This window comes from Pelomonas sp. Root1237 (assembly GCF_001425055.1).
In the GTDB taxonomy this organism is placed as follows: domain Bacteria; phylum Pseudomonadota; class Gammaproteobacteria; order Burkholderiales; family Burkholderiaceae_C; genus Pelomonas.
This window is the reverse complement of the sequence record NZ_LMDK01000016.1, coordinates 956,791-971,076: the sequence shown is the minus strand read 5'-3', so window position 1 is coordinate 971,076 and position 14,286 is coordinate 956,791. Positions and strand designations below refer to the sequence as shown.

At 67.5% G+C, this 14,286-nt stretch carries 15 protein-coding genes and 1 riboswitch; of the genes, 8 read left to right on the top strand and 7 right to left on the bottom strand.

All coding sequences use genetic code 11. The features are described 5' to 3' along the window. Positions 1–53 precede the first annotated feature (53 nt). The gene (gene metG / locus ASC91_RS17195) at positions 54–2,099 is read right to left on the bottom strand and encodes a methionine--tRNA ligase (protein WP_056199093.1); all 2,046 of its coding nucleotides are present in this window, start codon (positions 2,097–2,099) and stop codon (positions 54–56) included. Positions 2,100–2,138: 39 nt separating this feature from the next. Continuing rightward, positions 2,139–2,321, bottom strand: a complete 183-nt coding sequence (locus ASC91_RS17190; protein WP_056199090.1) for a hypothetical protein — start codon at positions 2,319–2,321, stop codon at positions 2,139–2,141. Between the two features lie 589 nt (positions 2,322–2,910). Here ASC91_RS17190 and minC point away from each other — a divergent pair. Genes minC through minE form a run of 3 tightly spaced genes read left to right on the top strand, consistent with a single transcriptional unit; the run spans position 2,911 to position 4,881 of the window. Next, a complete protein-coding gene (gene minC, locus ASC91_RS17185; RefSeq protein ID WP_056199088.1) occupies positions 2,911–3,744 on the top strand; it encodes a septum site-determining protein MinC in 834 nt (277 codons plus the stop codon). 44 nt (positions 3,745–3,788) lie between these two features. Next, entirely contained in the window at positions 3,789–4,604 is an 816-nt protein-coding gene (minD, locus tag ASC91_RS17180; protein ID WP_056199085.1) for a septum site-determining protein MinD, read from the top strand. Positions 4,605–4,617: 13 nt separating this feature from the next. Continuing rightward, positions 4,618–4,881: a cell division topological specificity factor MinE gene (gene minE / locus ASC91_RS17175; RefSeq protein ID WP_056199081.1), complete on the top strand. Its 264-nt coding sequence runs from the start codon at positions 4,618–4,620 to the stop codon at positions 4,879–4,881. Between the two features lie 2 nt (positions 4,882–4,883). On the opposite strand, the gene ASC91_RS17170 is transcribed toward minE, so the two are convergent. Continuing rightward, on the bottom strand, positions 4,884–5,126 hold the full coding sequence (locus ASC91_RS17170; RefSeq protein ID WP_056199079.1) for a VF530 family DNA-binding protein: 243 nt from the start codon (positions 5,124–5,126) through the stop codon (positions 4,884–4,886). Between the two features lie 255 nt (positions 5,127–5,381). Then, positions 5,382–5,972 carry a 1-acyl-sn-glycerol-3-phosphate acyltransferase gene (locus ASC91_RS17165; RefSeq protein WP_056199077.1) on the bottom strand — a complete coding sequence of 197 codons (591 nt, stop codon included), beginning with the start codon at positions 5,970–5,972 and terminating at the stop codon, positions 5,382–5,384. 232 nt (positions 5,973–6,204) lie between these two features. Between ASC91_RS17165 and ASC91_RS17160 the strand changes: the two genes are divergently transcribed. Then, positions 6,205–7,875 carry a serine hydrolase gene (locus ASC91_RS17160; RefSeq protein WP_162247808.1) on the top strand — a complete coding sequence of 557 codons (1,671 nt, stop codon included), beginning with the start codon at positions 6,205–6,207 and terminating at the stop codon, positions 7,873–7,875. Between the two features lie 3 nt (positions 7,876–7,878). Here ASC91_RS17160 and ASC91_RS17155 read toward each other — a convergent pair whose 3' ends face one another. Next, entirely contained in the window at positions 7,879–8,160 is a 282-nt protein-coding gene (locus ASC91_RS17155) for a 2Fe-2S iron-sulfur cluster-binding protein (RefSeq protein ID WP_056199737.1), read from the bottom strand. A 316-nt stretch (positions 8,161–8,476) separates the two neighbouring features. Continuing rightward, positions 8,477–8,625: riboswitch (FMN riboswitch) on the top strand. An 86-nt stretch (positions 8,626–8,711) separates the two neighbouring features. Here ASC91_RS17155 and ASC91_RS17150 point away from each other — a divergent pair. The 3 genes from ASC91_RS17150 to ASC91_RS17140 are packed head-to-tail and all read left to right on the top strand — an operon-like array spanning position 8,712 to position 10,676. Continuing rightward, the gene (locus ASC91_RS17150) at positions 8,712–9,203 is read left to right on the top strand and encodes a 6,7-dimethyl-8-ribityllumazine synthase (protein ID WP_056199072.1); all 492 of its coding nucleotides are present in this window, start codon (positions 8,712–8,714) and stop codon (positions 9,201–9,203) included. Between the two features lie 52 nt (positions 9,204–9,255). After that, positions 9,256–9,750 carry a YgjP-like metallopeptidase domain-containing protein gene (locus tag ASC91_RS17145; RefSeq protein ID WP_056199069.1) on the top strand — a complete coding sequence of 165 codons (495 nt, stop codon included), beginning with the start codon at positions 9,256–9,258 and terminating at the stop codon, positions 9,748–9,750. Beyond that, positions 9,747–10,676: a tRNA-dihydrouridine synthase gene (locus tag ASC91_RS17140; RefSeq protein WP_056199066.1), complete on the top strand. Its 930-nt coding sequence runs from the start codon at positions 9,747–9,749 to the stop codon at positions 10,674–10,676. Before ASC91_RS17145 ends, ASC91_RS17140 begins: the two co-directional genes overlap by 4 nt. A gap of 1 nt (position 10,677) precedes the next feature. Here ASC91_RS17140 and ASC91_RS17135 read toward each other — a convergent pair whose 3' ends face one another. Then, positions 10,678–13,125 carry a winged helix-turn-helix domain-containing protein gene (locus tag ASC91_RS17135; RefSeq protein WP_056199064.1) on the bottom strand — a complete coding sequence of 816 codons (2,448 nt, stop codon included), beginning with the start codon at positions 13,123–13,125 and terminating at the stop codon, positions 10,678–10,680. A 117-nt stretch (positions 13,126–13,242) separates the two neighbouring features. Between ASC91_RS17135 and ASC91_RS17130 the strand changes: the two genes are divergently transcribed. Beyond that, on the top strand, positions 13,243–13,518 hold the full coding sequence (locus ASC91_RS17130; protein WP_056199060.1) for a DUF4242 domain-containing protein: 276 nt from the start codon (positions 13,243–13,245) through the stop codon (positions 13,516–13,518). Positions 13,519–13,521: 3 nt separating this feature from the next. Here ASC91_RS17130 and ASC91_RS17125 read toward each other — a convergent pair whose 3' ends face one another. Then, complete coding sequence (locus ASC91_RS17125) at positions 13,522–14,220, bottom strand: DUF899 family protein (protein WP_056199059.1); 699 nt, start codon at positions 14,218–14,220, stop codon at positions 13,522–13,524. Positions 14,221–14,286 lie beyond the last annotated feature (66 nt).

Genomic DNA, 14,286 nt, shown 5'->3' with positions numbered 1-14,286 from the left:
AAACGCCGGCGCCGCGACGGGCCAAGAGGCAGTCGCGGCGAGTTCATGGCTGCTCAGCGCACCCGCATGCCCGGCAGAGCGCCGGGGAAAGGCTCGAGCACGAAGATGCCCGGGTGGGCCTTCTCGTCGGCGTGGCTGGCGGCCAGCACCATGCCCTCGCTGATGCCGAACTTCATCTTGCGCGGTGCGAGGTTGGCGACAAGCACGGTCAGCTTGCCTTCCAGGGCCTCGGGCTTGTAGGCGCTTTTGATGCCACTGAAGACATTGCGCAGGCGGCCCTCGCCAGCGTCCAGCGTCAGGCGCAGCAGCTTGTCCGAGCCCTCGACGTGCTCGGCCTTGACGATCTTCGCGATGCGCAGGTCAACCTTGGCGAAGTCGTCGATCTTGATCTCTTCCGCGAGGTCTTCGCCACCGGGCACTACCTTCGGCGCCGGCGGGGCTTCGAACAGCTGCTCCACCTTGGCCAGGTCGACGCGCTGCATCAGGTGCTGGTAGACGCCGATCTGATGGGCGCCCAGGGCGCGGGCGCTGTCGCTCCACTGCAGCGGCGCGATCTTCAGGAAGGACTCGACCTGACCGGCCAATGCCGGCAGTACCGGCTTGAGGTAGAGGGTCAGCAGGCGGAAGGCCTCGATGCAGACGCTGCAGACGTCGTGCAGGGCGGCGTCCATGCCTTCCTGCTTGGCCAGCTCCCAGGGCTTGTGCTGGTCGACGAACTCGTTGACCTTGTCGGCCAGCAGCATGATCTCGCGGATGGCCTTGCCGAATTCGCGGTCCTCATAGAGCTGGGCGATCGAATCGCTTGGGGCGCGCAGCGCGTCCAGCAGCATGCGGCCTTCGACGCCAAGGTCGCCGCTGAGATGGCCGTCGAAACGCTTGGTCAGGAAGCCCGCGGCGCGCGACGCGATGTTGATGAACTTGCCGACCAGGTCGCTGTTGACGCGGGCCGCGAAGTCCTCGGGGTTGAAGTCGATGTCCTCGACCTTGGCATTGAGCTTGGCGGCGATGTAGTAGCGCAGCCACTCGGCGTTCAGGCCGAGAGCGAGGTACTTCAGCGGGTCCAGGCCGGTGCCGCGGCTCTTGCTCATCTTCTCGCCGCCGTTGACGGTCATGAAGCCGTGCACGAAGACGTGGTTGGGGGTCTTTCGGCCGCTGAAATGCAGCATCGCCGGCCAGAACAGCGTGTGGAAGTAGGTGATGTCCTTGCCGATGAAGTGGATCTGCTCCACCGACGGATCCGCCATGAAGGCGTCGTAGTCCCTGCCAGTCTTGCCGAAGTAGTTCTTCAGCGAGGCCAGGTAGCCGATGGGCGCGTCCAGCCAGACGTAGAAGTACTTGCCCGGCGCGTCGGGGATCTCGATGCCGAAATAAGGCGCGTCGCGGCTGATGTCCCAGTCGCTGAGCTTGTTGTTGCCATCCTCGTCGGTCTCGAACCACTCGCGGATCTTGTTCAGCACCTCGGGCTGCAGCCGGCCGGCCTCCTGGGTCCATTGCGTCAGGAAGTCGACGCAGCGAGGGTCGCTCAACTTGAAGAAGTAGTGCTCGCTGGTCTTGAGCACCGGCGTCGCGCCGGACAGCACCGAGTAAGGGTTCTTCAGCTCGGTGGGCGCATAGACGGCGCCGCAGACCTCGCAGGAGTCGCCGTACTGGTCCTTCGCGCCGCATTTGGGGCACTCGCCCTTGATGAAGCGGTCCGGCAGAAACATCGACTTGGCCGGGTCGAAGAATTGCTCGATGGTCTTGGTCGAGATCAGCTCGTTGTGGCGCAGCGCGAGATAGACGGCCTTGGACAGCTCGTGGTTCTCCGGTCCGTCGGTCGAATGCCAGTTGTCGAAGCTGATGTGGAAGCCGTCGAGGTATTGCTTGCGGCCGGCGGCAATGCCGGCGACGAAGTCCTGCGGCGTCTTTCCGGCCTTCTCGGCCGAAATCATGATCGGCGCGCCGTGGGCGTCGTCCGCACAGACGAAGTGCACTTCGTGGCCCGCCATGCGCTGGAAGCGCACCCAGGTGTCGGCCTGGGTGTACTCCATGATGTGGCCGATGTGGAAACCGGCGTTCGCATAGGGTAGGGCGGTGGTGACGAAGAGCTGGCGGGGCATGGGCGCTGGGAACGGAGCTGGCGGGCGGAACTGCGGATTCTAGGTTTGCGGGTCAACGGGGGCGGCCGGGTCGGCTGCGGCCTCGCCATCGGCCTGAGGCTCATCGGGGGCGTCGGGTTCGTCGGGCTTGCCGCTGATCTTGCGCTGGCGCTTTTCTTCGGCCTTGCGCTTCTTGGCCAGCTCGCGCTGGCGTTTTTCATAGCTGTAGTTCGGGGTAGCCAAAATGGACTCTCCTTGAGGTGGTCGGCCCAATGTAGCTTGCGATGGCGCGTTGAGCGCTTCCAAGTTGCAGCCGAAAGCTCCACAGCGCCTCAAGGACCTCGCTTAAGTCACTGATTTGTAACGCTTCTGAAAGCTATCCACCGAGTCTGTGGAAAACTTTGTGGAGAACCCGCCGCCATCGCAGCCAAGCCCTTATGGAATGCGGGTCCGCTTAGGTTGCTCAATTTCTAGGCACCCTCGGTTCGCTTATATGAATCAATAACTTAGCGGAATGGCGGGGCGAGCTCACGGGCCAGGGGGCATGAGGGCTGGCGGGGCTTGACGCCTTCCAGATTTGGGGATAAGTCAAGGCGCCAAGTGCGGATGTCACGGTTTGGAAGGACATTTCGACGCGCTTTGTCCCCGTCTGCTGTGGACAAGTCTGTGGGCCGGCTGACGACAGCGGCGCTAAGTGCTTGATCGGCCAGCCGGCCGCCCGCAATGCCCGTTTTTGAGGCGCCATCGCGGGTGCCGCCTGGGGGCAGCCCCAACAGGCAAGGCGGGGGTGGCGGCTAAACTCGCGCCCTTTTGAACGGGCGGCAGCGGCGCAATGGCGGATTTGACGAGGGAAAGTGGCGGACGCGGCAAGAGCGCAGCGCGCGCCGGCACTTTCGAATTGAAGTCGCGCCGCTTCAGCCTGCTGGGCCTGGTGCTGCACAGCGCCGACATGGCCGAGCTGGCCGCCGACTGGGCCCAGCGCGCGGGCGCCGGCGGCTTCGAGCATGAGCCCGTTGTCATCGACTTGAGCCAGTTGGCGCGTGCGCCGGCCACCGTGGCCGCGCCGGTCGAAGGCCAGGCACCGTTGGCCCTGGACGGGCCGGCACCGGTTGATTTGCGGGCGATCGTCGAGCTGCTGCGCAACAGCCAGCTGCAGCCAGTGGCCGTGGCCGGTGCGACGGCCGAGGAGCTGGCCGCGGCGCATGAGCTGGGCCTGGCCGACGCGGCCGACGAGCCGATGGGTGAACGCAGTGCCGCGCCGGCCGAGACAGTGCGTGAGGTGGTTCGCGAGATCACCGTTGAAAAGATCATCGAGAAGCCCGCCGCACCTGCGCCGACCCTGGTCATCGACAAGCCGCTGCGCTCCGGCCAGCGCATCTATGCCAAGGGCGGCGACCTCGTCGTGCTGGCGCTGGTGAACCACGGCGCCGAAGTCATCGCCGATGGCAGCGTGCATGTCTACGCACCGCTGCGCGGCAAGGCCATCGCCGGCGCGCGCGGCGACACGTCGGCCCGCATCTATGCCCACAGCCTGGAGGCGGAGCTGCTGTCGATTGCCGGCATCTACCGCACGACCGAGAACCCGCTGCCTGCCGACGTGGCGGGCAAGCCGGCCCAGGTCCTGCTCGATGGCGAGAAGCTGCTGATGCTGCCACTCGCCCTCTGAAGTGCTCTGAACCCGATTGAACTGAACGAACAGGAAAGCTCCAGATGACCAAGATCGTCGTCGTCACCTCCGGCAAGGGCGGGGTCGGCAAGACCACCACCAGCGCGAGCTTCGCCACCGGCCTCGCGATGCGCGGCCACAAGACCTGCGTCATCGACTTCGATGTTGGCCTGCGCAACCTTGACCTCATCATGGGCGTCGAGCGCCGTGTGGTGTATGACCTCATCAACGTCGTCAACGAAGAGATCAAGCTGACGCAGGCCCTCATCAAGGACAAGCAGCTTGACAAGCTCTACATCCTGGCCGCCTCGCAGACGCGCGACAAGGACGCGCTGAAGCAGGAAGGCGTCGAGCGCGTGCTCAACGAGCTCAAGGCGATGGAGTTCGACTTCATCGTCTGCGACTCGCCGGCCGGTATCGAGACTGGCGCGCTGATGGCCATGCACTACGCCGACGAGGCGCTGGTCGTGACCAACCCCGAGGTCTCCTCGGTGCGCGACAGCGACCGCATCCTCGGCATGCTGAGCAGCAAGACCAAGCGTGCCATCGAAGGCGGCGAGCCCGTGAAGGAGCACCTGCTCATCACCCGCTACAACCCGAACCGTGTCGAGGGCGGCCAGATGCTGAGCCTGGACGACATCCATGAGATCCTGCGCACGCCGCTGATCGGCGTCATCCCCGAGAGCGAGAGCGTGCTGCAGGCCTCCAACCAGGGCACGCCGGCTATCCACCTGGCCGAGACCGACGTGGCCGAGGCCTACAAAGACGTCGTCGCGCGCTTCCTCGGCGAGGACAAGCCCATGCGCTTCACCGAAGCCGTGAAGCCCAGCTGGTTCAAGCGCGTCTTCGGCGCCAAGTGATGGGAGCCGCGCAATGGGATTCCTGAACTTTTTCCTCGGCGAGAAGAAGAGCTCGGCCAGCGTCGCCAAGGAGCGGCTGCAGCTCATCCTCGCGCACGAGCGCAACGGCCGCAGCTCCAGCCCCGACTATCTGCCGCAGTTGCAGCGCGAGCTGGTGGCCGTCATCAGCAAATACGTGTCGATCAACCCTGAAGACATCAAGGTGCACATGGAGCGCCAGGGGGATCTGGAAGTACTCGAAGTCAAGATCGAACTCCCGGAGCCTGGCGGCCGCTAAACCTACGGTCGAGCGGCGCGCGCCTGCTCGCGCCGCATGAAGAGGTAGAGGCTCTCGACCTTGGCGCGCGCCCACGGCGTCTTGCGCAGGAACTTCAGGCTCGACGCCACGCTGGGGTCGATCTGGAAGCACTTGATCGCAATGCGCTGGCCGAGTTCGGCCCAGCCGAAATGCTCCACCAATGCGGTCACGATGGCCTCGAGCGTGAGGCCGTGCAGCGGGTCTTTGGACTGGTTGGTTGGCATGGGCTGCACTTATGCGAAGTAGGTAGTTTCGGTATTCGGGCCGAGCGCCGGGCCGCCCCAAGCCGGCCCGCGCAGGCGATGTGCGAGAGGCTCAATGCCGCGAGCATCGCCGTCCCCTCGGGGGCTGAGGCCGGACATATTGCGCCCAGTGGGCGCAATATGCCTGCTGAAGAGCTGCGGCACTGCCGCGGCGCGGTCTGCAAGACCGGCTGGGCTCGCCCGCGTCCAGCGTGGCGAGACCGGACGAGGGGCACATCATTCGTGTGTGAACTGGTCTGAGTTCTTGCCCTTGTACTGGGCGTAATAGCGCTTGATCTCGGCCATGTCGGCGTCGACATCGCCGGTCGGCCGGAACAGCGGGCCGAGGCCAACGAGCTTGCGCGGGTAGTCCATGTGCGCCATGACGATGGGCAGTTTCGCCGTGACGGCGATCCAGTAGAAGCCGGTCTTCCAGTAGATGGTCTTGCTGCGCGTGCCCTCGGGGGGCACGATGAGCTGCACCGGGCCGTCGGCGGCCTGCAGGGCCTCGGCTGAGGCGGCGACAAGATTGCTGGACTTGTCGCGATCCACCGGGATGCCGCCCAGCCAGCGCATCAGCCCACCAAACGGGAAGCGGAAGATGGAAGCCTTGCCCATCCAGTAGGGCGTCAGGCGCAGCGCGAAGGACGCGAACAGCGTGTAGGGCAGGTCCCAGTTGCTGGTGTGCGGGGCGGCGATGAAGACGCTCTTGCGCGCCTCGGGCTGCAGCTCGCCCTGAACGGTCCAGCCTGCCAGCTTGAGCCAGGCCACGGACAAACCCCGCAGCAGGGTGCTCAGCCCCGGGGTTGTGAAGATGGTGCGATGCATGGCGGCGATTGTCCCGTGCGCCGGTCTGCCTCAATCTGAGGCAGCGCAAGGAAAGCGCTGTTGTGCCAAGGACTTGGGCTTGCCGCCCGCAGGCTGTGCACGGTGTTGTCCACAGGAGCTGTGGATGGCCGCTGCGGCTCATGCCTTCTTTCGTGCCGTTCATCGCACGCCGGCTTGCCGGGCCGCGCGCCAAACGCCATGCTGCGCGGCGTCTCACCACCTGCCCACCGCCATGCGACAACACGCCACGCCCGCCTTCGCTCTGTCTGTTTTGCTGGTCGGCACGGCCCACGCTGGCCAACCCGCCACGCCCGCGGCCATGACGGCCTATGCCGAACAGCTGCTCGACGCGCAGAAGCTGAAACGCGATGGCCCCGGCGTCACGGTGCTGGTGGCGCGCGGTGACCAGCTTCTCTACAAGGGCGCTCGCGGCATGGCCAGCATCGAGCTCGGCGTGCCCCTGCAGCCCGACCAGCTGATGCGCATCGGCTCCGTCACCAAGCAGTTCGCTGCCGCGGCCCTGCTCAAGCAGATCGATGAGGGCAAGGCCAAGCTCGATGATCCGCTGTCCAAATTCCTGCCCGACTATCCCAATGGCAGCCAGATCACGCTGCTGCAGCTGCTCAACCACACCTCGGGCGTCAAGAGCTACACCGGCATCCCGGGCTATATGGGCAACCCGGTGCGCCGCGACCTCAGCACGGCCGAGCTGATCAAGGAGTTCAAGGACCTGCCGGCGGACTTCCCGCCCGGCGAGAAGTGGGCCTACAACAACTCCGGCTATGTACTGCTCGGCGCCGTCGTCGAGGCCATCTCGGGCAGGAGCTGGCACCAGTCCATCGACGAGCTGCTGCTCAAGTCGGCGCAGATCACCAGCGTGCACTACCAGGCTGGCGACAGGCTCTTCAAGGGCATGGCCCAGGGTTACACGCTGAATGCCCAGCGCGAGGTGGCGCCAGCCGGCTTCCTCAGCATGACCCAGCCCCACGCGGCCGGCGCACTGATCGGCAATACCGAAGGCCTGTGGCGCTGGAACCAGGCGCTGCATGGCGGCAAGCTCATCAGCAAAGCCAGCTACGAGCGGATGACGACGCCCGAAGGCCCGGCCAAGCCCTCGCACTATGGCTTTGGCATCACCACCGCCACGCTGCGCGGCCAGCCGATGCTGATGCATGGCGGCGGCATCCATGGTTTCGTGTCGACGCTGAACTACCTGCCGCAGAGCCAGACGACGATCGTCATCCTTCGCAACAGCGATGGGCCCGGCTTCTCCATGGATCTGGTGGCCCGCAAGCTGGCCGCCTTCGCCGTCGGCGAGCCCTTTGCCGAGCCCAAGGCCGTGGCCGTGGCCGCCGAGCAGCTCAAGTCCGCCGAGGGCGTGTTTGTTCGCGAGGACAAGCAGACCCGCATGTTGCGCGTGAAGGACGGCGTGCTGCACAGCCAGCGCAGCGGCGGCGGCAGCACCGCGCTGATTGCGCTGGGCAATGACCGGTTCGCCCTTCCCGACTCACTGACCGAGCTGCAGATCGAGCGTGGTGCCGATGGCAAGGCCGTGGCGGCGCGTGTCTTCAACAATGGCGAGAGCGCCGACGTCGAGCGCTGGGCGCGCAGCGGCGAGCTGCCGAGCGAGATCGCCTTCATGGCGCTCACGCCGGCCCAGATGCAGGCCCTGGTGGGCGACTACAGCTCGCCGCAATTCGCGGTCAAGGTCTTCATCGACGACCAGGGCCGTCTGCAAGGCCAGGCACCTGGCCAGCCGGCCTTCGAGCTGAAGGCCAGCACGCCGCGCCGCGTGCATGTGCCCCAGGTCGACGCCCAGCTCGACTTCGGCGCCGAGGAGGGCCAGGCCGCTTCGGTGACGCTGATCCAGGGCGGCAACAAGCTCGTCATGCCCAGAAAGTAGTCGTCACACCCACTGCAGCACGACGTCGCTGCGCGGGCAGGCCACGCAGGGCAATACCCAGCCTTCGGCCTTCTCTTCAGCGGAGAGGCCGGGCCAGGGAATGTTGTGCTCGATGCGGCCTTGCAGCAGCTGCGAGATGCAGGTGCGGCAGGTGCCGTTGCGGCAGGACCAGGGCAGCGCGACGCCGGCGGCCAGGCCGGCCAGCATCAGGGGCTGGTCGGCGGCGCAGTCGAAGCTCTCGCCACCGGGCAGCAAGGTCACGCGAAATAGGGCTGTCTCGGACATGACCGCCATCATGCCGTCAGCACCGCTAGCATCCGTGTGCCGGCGGGGCCTGTTCCCCCAATGGCAACGGGTCGCGTTGCGCCCATAAAGGCCGCGAGCAAGGCGCAAACCGCAGCCGGATTGAAGATCCGGCGAGGATTTGCAATGCAGCGCGCGGCCTTTATGGGCACAACCCTTAGGGAAGGCCAGCCGCCAGGGCCACTCGGCGTTGCGCCACTTGCCCGCACATGAGTGCGGGCGGCGTGCCGCGCCTTGATTGACCCTGGCGGCTGGACTTCGCGGCCCATTGCCATTGGGGGAACAGGCCCAAGACCGGCAGCGTTCTCAGGGCGGGGCGAAATTCCCCACCGGCGGTATGTGCGCAAGCACGAGCCCGCGAGCGCCCGATGGTTTCGGCTGTCGGGGTCAGCAGACCTGGTGCGATGCCAGGGCCGACGGTCACAGTCCGGATGAAAGAGATCGCGGAGCGTCGGCGTGCTTGCTTGAGCGGGCACGCCGCTGCTGCGTGCGCTTGCCCTGATTCTGGAAAAACCGTCTTTCAAGAGGACACCATGAATCAGACCCTCAATCCCACCTTCAACCTGACCCGCCTGCCGCGCGTGGCCATCGTGGCCGCCAGCTGGCACAAGGACATCGTCGGCGTCGCCGTGTCGGCCATTCGGCATGAATTCGACCGATGTCGAATCCCCGCGGAACAGGTCACGGTCATCGACGTGCCCGGCGCCTTCGAGATCCCGCTGCATGCCAAGCGTCTTGCGCGCAGCGGCCGCTTCGATGCCGTCATCGCCTGCGGCCTCGTCGTCGACGGCGGAATCTATCGCCACGATTTCGTCGCCCAGACCGTCATCCAGGCGCTGATGGACGTGCAACTGGACACCGACGTGCCGGTCTTCTCCGCCGTGCTGACGCCGCACCACTTTCATGAGCATGGCGAGCACAAGCGCTTCTTTGCCGAGCATTTCTCCACCAAGGGCCAGGAGGTGGCACGCGCCTGCCTCGCGACAATAGCGAGCCTGGACCAGCTGAACGCGCTGGTCGCCTGACCTCGCTACCCGCGCGGCGCACTCGATGCGCCGCGCCTTGAATCCCGACTGCATGCTTGCCGCCCGCTACCTCGCTGGCTACCCGCCCGAACTCATTGCCCAGGCCGAACAGCTGCGGCTGGACGGCCGCCTGGCCGACCATCTCGCCCGCCGCCTGCCTGAGCGCCACGAGGTGCGCAGCGATGGCGCCCTGTTCGACTACGTGCAGGCGCTCAAGGCCCGCCACCTGCGCAATGCCGAGCCGCTGAATTTCGTCGGCTATGACGCCAAGCTGCGCGTGCTGCAGCAGGCGCTGGGCACGCACACCCGCCGCACCCAGGTGCAAGGCTCAAAGCTGAAGATGCGCCGCGAGATCCGCGTGGCCACGCTGTTCAAGGAGGCGCCGGCCGCGCTGCTGCGCATGATCGTCGTGCACGAGCTGGCGCATCTTCGGGAGCTGGAGCACAACAAGCCCTTCTACAAGCTCTGCCAGCACATGGAGCCGGACTACTTCCAACTCGAGTTCGACCTGCGGCTCTATTTGATGAACCAAGAGGAGTCGAAATGATCCTCTTGGCGCCCATGGAAGGGCTGTTGGATCACATCCTGCGCGACGTGCTCACGCGCGTCGGCGGCGTGGACCGCTGCGTGTCCGAGTTCATCCGCGTGACCGACCAGTTGCTGCCCGGCCGCGTGTTCACGCGCATCGTGCCGGAGCTGAGGAACGGTGGGCGCACGGCTGCCGGCGTGCCGGTGCATCCGCAGTTGCTGGGTTCCGACGTGACCTGCCTGGCCGAGAACGCCGGGCGACTTGCCGAGCTGAAGCCCGAGGGCATCGACCTGAACTTCGGCTGCCCGGCCAAGTGCGTCAACCGCCACCGTGGCGGTGCCGTGTTGCTGGACGAACCCGAGCTGATCCACGAGATCGTCTCGGCCGTGCGCCGTGCGGTGCCGATGGACGTGATGGTGTCCGCCAAGATGCGCCTGGGCTATATGGATGACAGCCGCACGCTCGACGTGGCCCGCGCTATTCACGACGCGGGCGCCCAGGAGATCGTCGTGCATGCCCGCACCAAGGCTGATGGCTACAAGCCGCCGGCCTACTGGGAGCGCATCGCCGCCGTGCGCGAGGCCGTGCCCATCACCATCATTGCCAACGGCGAGATCTGGACCGTCGAGCATGCCGAGCTGGCCCGCGAGCGCAGCGGCTGCGAACACCTGATGCTGGGCCGCGGCATGGTGGCCGACCCGGGCCTGGCGCTGCGTGTCGCCGGCGCGCGCGCAGACCCGGTGCCCTGGCGCGAGCTGCTGCCGCTGATGCAGGTCTTCTTCGACCAGGTGCGTGCCACGGTCGCCGCCAAGCATCAGGGCGGTCGACTCAAGCAGTGGCTGCACTATCTGAAGCGCGCCTACCCCGAGGCCGAAGCGGCCTATGCCGAGCTGCGCACCGTGAACTCGGCCGACGATTTGGCGACGCGCCTGTTCGCTGCCTGAGTCACAGCTCGAAGGCCGCGCGCATCGCGTCGGACAGCTTCATGCGCCGACCTTCCTGCGCGAGCCGTTCCACGTCCTCCGTGCTGAACCGCTCCGCCAGCTCTGCCGCGAGTGTCGCGCGGTCGGCAGCCTCGTTGGGCTGGCGCTGCATCTGCCCGTGAGCCTCGAACTCCCGGTCCGCCGCGCCGGCCAGTTGCGCGGCCAGCGCCGTGCGGCCGGCTTGCAGATGCAGCAGCGCCAGCGCGTCCAGCGACACCCACAGTTGGTCATCCACCGCCAGCCGACCCAGGCGGCTTGGGGCTTGCCGCGCCACCTCGCGGGCGCGCTCGAACCGGCCCTGTGCGACCAGCGCGCCGATCAGGTTGCCCATGATGGTGGCCAAGCAGGCCAGGTCGCCGGCATCGCCCGGCTCGGCCAGCAGCGCCTCGCCCAGCTGCACGGCCAGGTCCAGCTCACCGGCGGCACGGGCCTGGTCGGCCAGGTTCAGCCGGGCGCGCATCACGCCGGCGTCAAAGCCACCACGCTCGCACAGCGCCAGCGCCGCCTGGTAGCAACGCCGGGCCTCCTCGTGCCGGCCTGAGGTCAGATGCAGCACGGCCTCGGTCGTCAGGCCGCGCTCCAGCACGGCGGCCGGCCAGCCGGGGCTTTCCAGCGTGCGCGCGGCGGCCAGTGCGGCGCGGGCTTCGGGGCCGTCCACGCGCCAGTTGAAGGCGTGCTCCACCAGGGCCAGGTATTCGCCACGCTCGTCGCCCAGCTCGCGGTACAGCCGGGCGGCGCGCTCGGCGGCGTCGCGCGCCAGGCCCGGGTGGATGGCGCTGTGACAGCGCGCGCAGGCCGACCAGAAACGGGCCAGCTCCGGCTTTGCAATGGTGGTGTCGTCCGCCAGCCGCGCGGCCAGCGCCAGTGCATGCGGGCGGGCCTGCGTGGCGCGGGGCATCCACAGCGGCGCGGCGGCGCCGAACAGGGCCACGGCGCCGGTCAAGTCGTGCTCGCCGGCCCATGCCAGCGCTGCCCACAGCCCGGGCAACTCGGGTTCATAGCGCGATTTCCAGGCGGCATACGGCAGCCGCCATGACTCTTCGTAGGCGTCGTCCAGCAGCCAGCGCAGCCCCGCGCAGTGGCGGGCCTGGGCCAACGCCGTCTCGCCGGCGGCGGCGAGCTTGTCCAGCGCGAAAAGGCGCATGGTTTCCAGCAAGCGCAAGCGCCGCTGCGCCGTGCCGCGGTCGATGCTGACGAGGGATCGCTCGACCAGGCTGAGCACTGCGGCCACCGCGGCTGCGGCAGGCAGCTTGTCGTCGGCCAGCACCAGGGCTGCGCCTTCCAGCGAGAAGCTGCCCGGGAACACGGCCAGGCGGCGCAGCACGAGGCGTTCGCGCTCGGCCAGCAATTCGTGCGACCAGCTCAGGGCTTCGGCCAGCGCATTGCGGCGCGACGGGCTGCGCGCATCGCTGGGAGCCAGCAGCGTCAGCCGCTGGTGCAGCCGCGCGGCCAGGCCGTCCAGCCCCAGCACATCCAGGCGCGAAGCGGCCAGCTCGATGGCCAGCGGGTTGCAGTCCAGCGCCTCGCAGATCTCCTCGGCCCGGTGGCTGACGCCCGCTTCGGCCGCGCCGGTGCGCGCGGCCAGCAGGCGCACGGCGTCGGGCAGGGGCAGCGGCTCCAGGCGGTAGACGCGTTCGCCCTGGGCCTGCAGCGGCAGCTGGCTGGTGATGAGCAGACTGACCCGCTCGGTGTCGCGCACCAGCGTCGAGACGAGCTCGGCGACATCCGCGGCACGGTGCTCGGCGTTGTCCAGCACGATCAGCAGCGCCAGCGCCGACAGCTTGGCCGCCAGCGTCGCGAGCGGGTCCGGGCCGGGTGGCAGGCCCAGCGCGCGGGCCACGGCGGCCACGACGGGCTCGTCCTCGCGCAGCAGCGTCAGGTCCACCCACCAGGCCCCGTCGGCGTGGTCGCCGCGCAGGCTCAGCGCGAGCTCCTGCGCAAGCCGCGTCTTGCCGACGCCTGGGCCGCCGCACAGCGTGACGGCCGGCTGGTCGCGCAGCATGGCCTGCAGCTCGCCCAGCTCAGTCTCGCGGCCGATCAGCGGCGGCAGACGCACCGGCAGACGGCCGCGGGCACCCAGGCCAGGCTCGCTGGGCGCGGCCTCGGCCACATCCAGCACCGGCAGCGCGAAGCGGTAGCCAAAGCCGGGGATGGTCGTGATGGCCTCGGCGCCGAGCAGCTTGCGCAGCACGCCGACCTGCACGGCGAGGTTGTTCTCCTCGACGACGACACCGGCCCAGACGCGCCGCAGCAGCTCGTCCTTGGCCAGCAGTTGCCCGGCCCTCTCGACAAACGCGACCAGCAGCTCGAAGGCGCGCGCCGTCAACGCCACCTCGGCGCCGCGGCGGAACAGCAGGCGCTCGGCCGGAAGCAGCTTGTAGTCGCCGAAGCGGAATCGGTTGGTGGACATCGAAGGGTCGAATTTAGCCAGATTTCAAGCCGGCTAAAGGACGTCGCCCACTCCCTGGAAAGAGGATGGCGTCAGGCCGGTCGACTTCCGGCAGGCCCGCTTCAACAGGAGTTCTCCATGCCCAAGTACGTCATCGAAAGAAACATCCCCGGCGCCGGTCAGCTCACGGCCGAGCAGTTGCAAGGCATTTCCGCCACGTCCTGCGGCGTGCTGCGCGACCTGGGCCCCAGCATCCAGTGGGTGCACAGCTACGTGACCGACGACAAGATCTACTGCGTCTACAACGCGCCAGACGAGGCCAAGGTGCGTGAGCATGCGCGGCTAGGCGGCTTCCCGGCGGACCAGGTCAGCCAGGTGCGCCGCATCATCGACCCGGTGACGGCCGAGGTCTGAGCTTCAGTATTGGAGCTTGGGGTACCAATCGGTGCCCCGCCCCTCGGGCGTGAGGTCCAGCACGGACCACAGCGAGGCGACGTCCGGCGCATCGCGCGGGTCCTGGCCGGGGTCGCCCATGGCCTTGGTCATCTCGCTGGCCCAGAACAACCTGACCTGCTCGCCGTCGCGCCTGAACACCACGAGGGCCGGGTACTCGCTGCCGTCGGGCTGCAGGATGCCAAGATCCTTGGCGTAGTCGTCGCCGACGGTCTGCACGAAGTTGAGATCGCGCCAGCCGCGCTCTTGGGCGAAGGCGTATTGCCGCTCGACCGGCGAGCGGCCGAGGATCTTCAGCGCCACGCGCTGCTTGATGTCGGCGGCATTGCCGTTGACGGCGCCCAGCCAGTTGGTGCACATCGGGCAGGGGCGCTCGCGTTGCGGACCGTACATCCAGAAGTAGGTTACCAGCGTGTCCTTGTCGCCGAACAGCTCGAGCAGGCTGACGTCGAAGGCCTGCTCGTCCTTGAACTTGTAGGGTTTGGCGATGACCGGCCCGGGTGGCAGCGCGCGCCGCTGCTCGGTCAGGCGCGTCATGTGGCGGCGGAACTCGATCTCCTCGGCGAGCAGGGCCTTGCGGGCCTGCTCGTACTCGGCGGAGGCGCCGGGAAAGGGTGTCTTGGCCCGGGAGGCCAGTTCGGTGGCGGAGGTCAGGTCAGGCATGCGGTGTCTCCTGCAACTGTGCAACAGGCTGATGTTGTCCGGCCCGCTCCGCCGGCGACATCGGTC

What these genes read in the sequence shown, in the direction of transcription:
- metG (WP_056199093.1), bottom strand. Translation starts at nt 2,099, where the DNA reads ATGCCCCGCCAGCTCTTCGTCACCACCGCCCTACCCTATGCGAACGCC.
- minC (WP_056199088.1), top strand. Translation starts at nt 2,911, where the DNA reads ATGGCGGATTTGACGAGGGAAAGTGGCGGACGCGGCAAGAGCGCAGCG.
- minD (WP_056199085.1), top strand. Translation starts at nt 3,789, where the DNA reads ATGACCAAGATCGTCGTCGTCACCTCCGGCAAGGGCGGGGTCGGCAAG.
- minE (WP_056199081.1), top strand. Translation starts at nt 4,618, where the DNA reads ATGGGATTCCTGAACTTTTTCCTCGGCGAGAAGAAGAGCTCGGCCAGC.
- ASC91_RS17170 (WP_056199079.1), bottom strand. Translation starts at nt 5,126, where the DNA reads ATGCCAACCAACCAGTCCAAAGACCCGCTGCACGGCCTCACGCTCGAG.
- ASC91_RS17165 (WP_056199077.1), bottom strand. Translation starts at nt 5,972, where the DNA reads ATGCATCGCACCATCTTCACAACCCCGGGGCTGAGCACCCTGCTGCGG.
- ASC91_RS17160 (WP_162247808.1), top strand. Translation starts at nt 6,205, where the DNA reads ATGCGACAACACGCCACGCCCGCCTTCGCTCTGTCTGTTTTGCTGGTC.
- ASC91_RS17155 (WP_056199737.1), bottom strand. Translation starts at nt 8,160, where the DNA reads ATGTCCGAGACAGCCCTATTTCGCGTGACCTTGCTGCCCGGTGGCGAG.
- ASC91_RS17150 (WP_056199072.1), top strand. Translation starts at nt 8,712, where the DNA reads ATGAATCAGACCCTCAATCCCACCTTCAACCTGACCCGCCTGCCGCGC.
- ASC91_RS17145 (WP_056199069.1), top strand. Translation starts at nt 9,256, where the DNA reads ATGCTTGCCGCCCGCTACCTCGCTGGCTACCCGCCCGAACTCATTGCC.
- ASC91_RS17140 (WP_056199066.1), top strand. Translation starts at nt 9,747, where the DNA reads ATGATCCTCTTGGCGCCCATGGAAGGGCTGTTGGATCACATCCTGCGC.
- ASC91_RS17135 (WP_056199064.1), bottom strand. Translation starts at nt 13,125, where the DNA reads ATGTCCACCAACCGATTCCGCTTCGGCGACTACAAGCTGCTTCCGGCC.
- ASC91_RS17130 (WP_056199060.1), top strand. Translation starts at nt 13,243, where the DNA reads ATGCCCAAGTACGTCATCGAAAGAAACATCCCCGGCGCCGGTCAGCTC.
- ASC91_RS17125 (WP_056199059.1), bottom strand. Translation starts at nt 14,220, where the DNA reads ATGCCTGACCTGACCTCCGCCACCGAACTGGCCTCCCGGGCCAAGACA.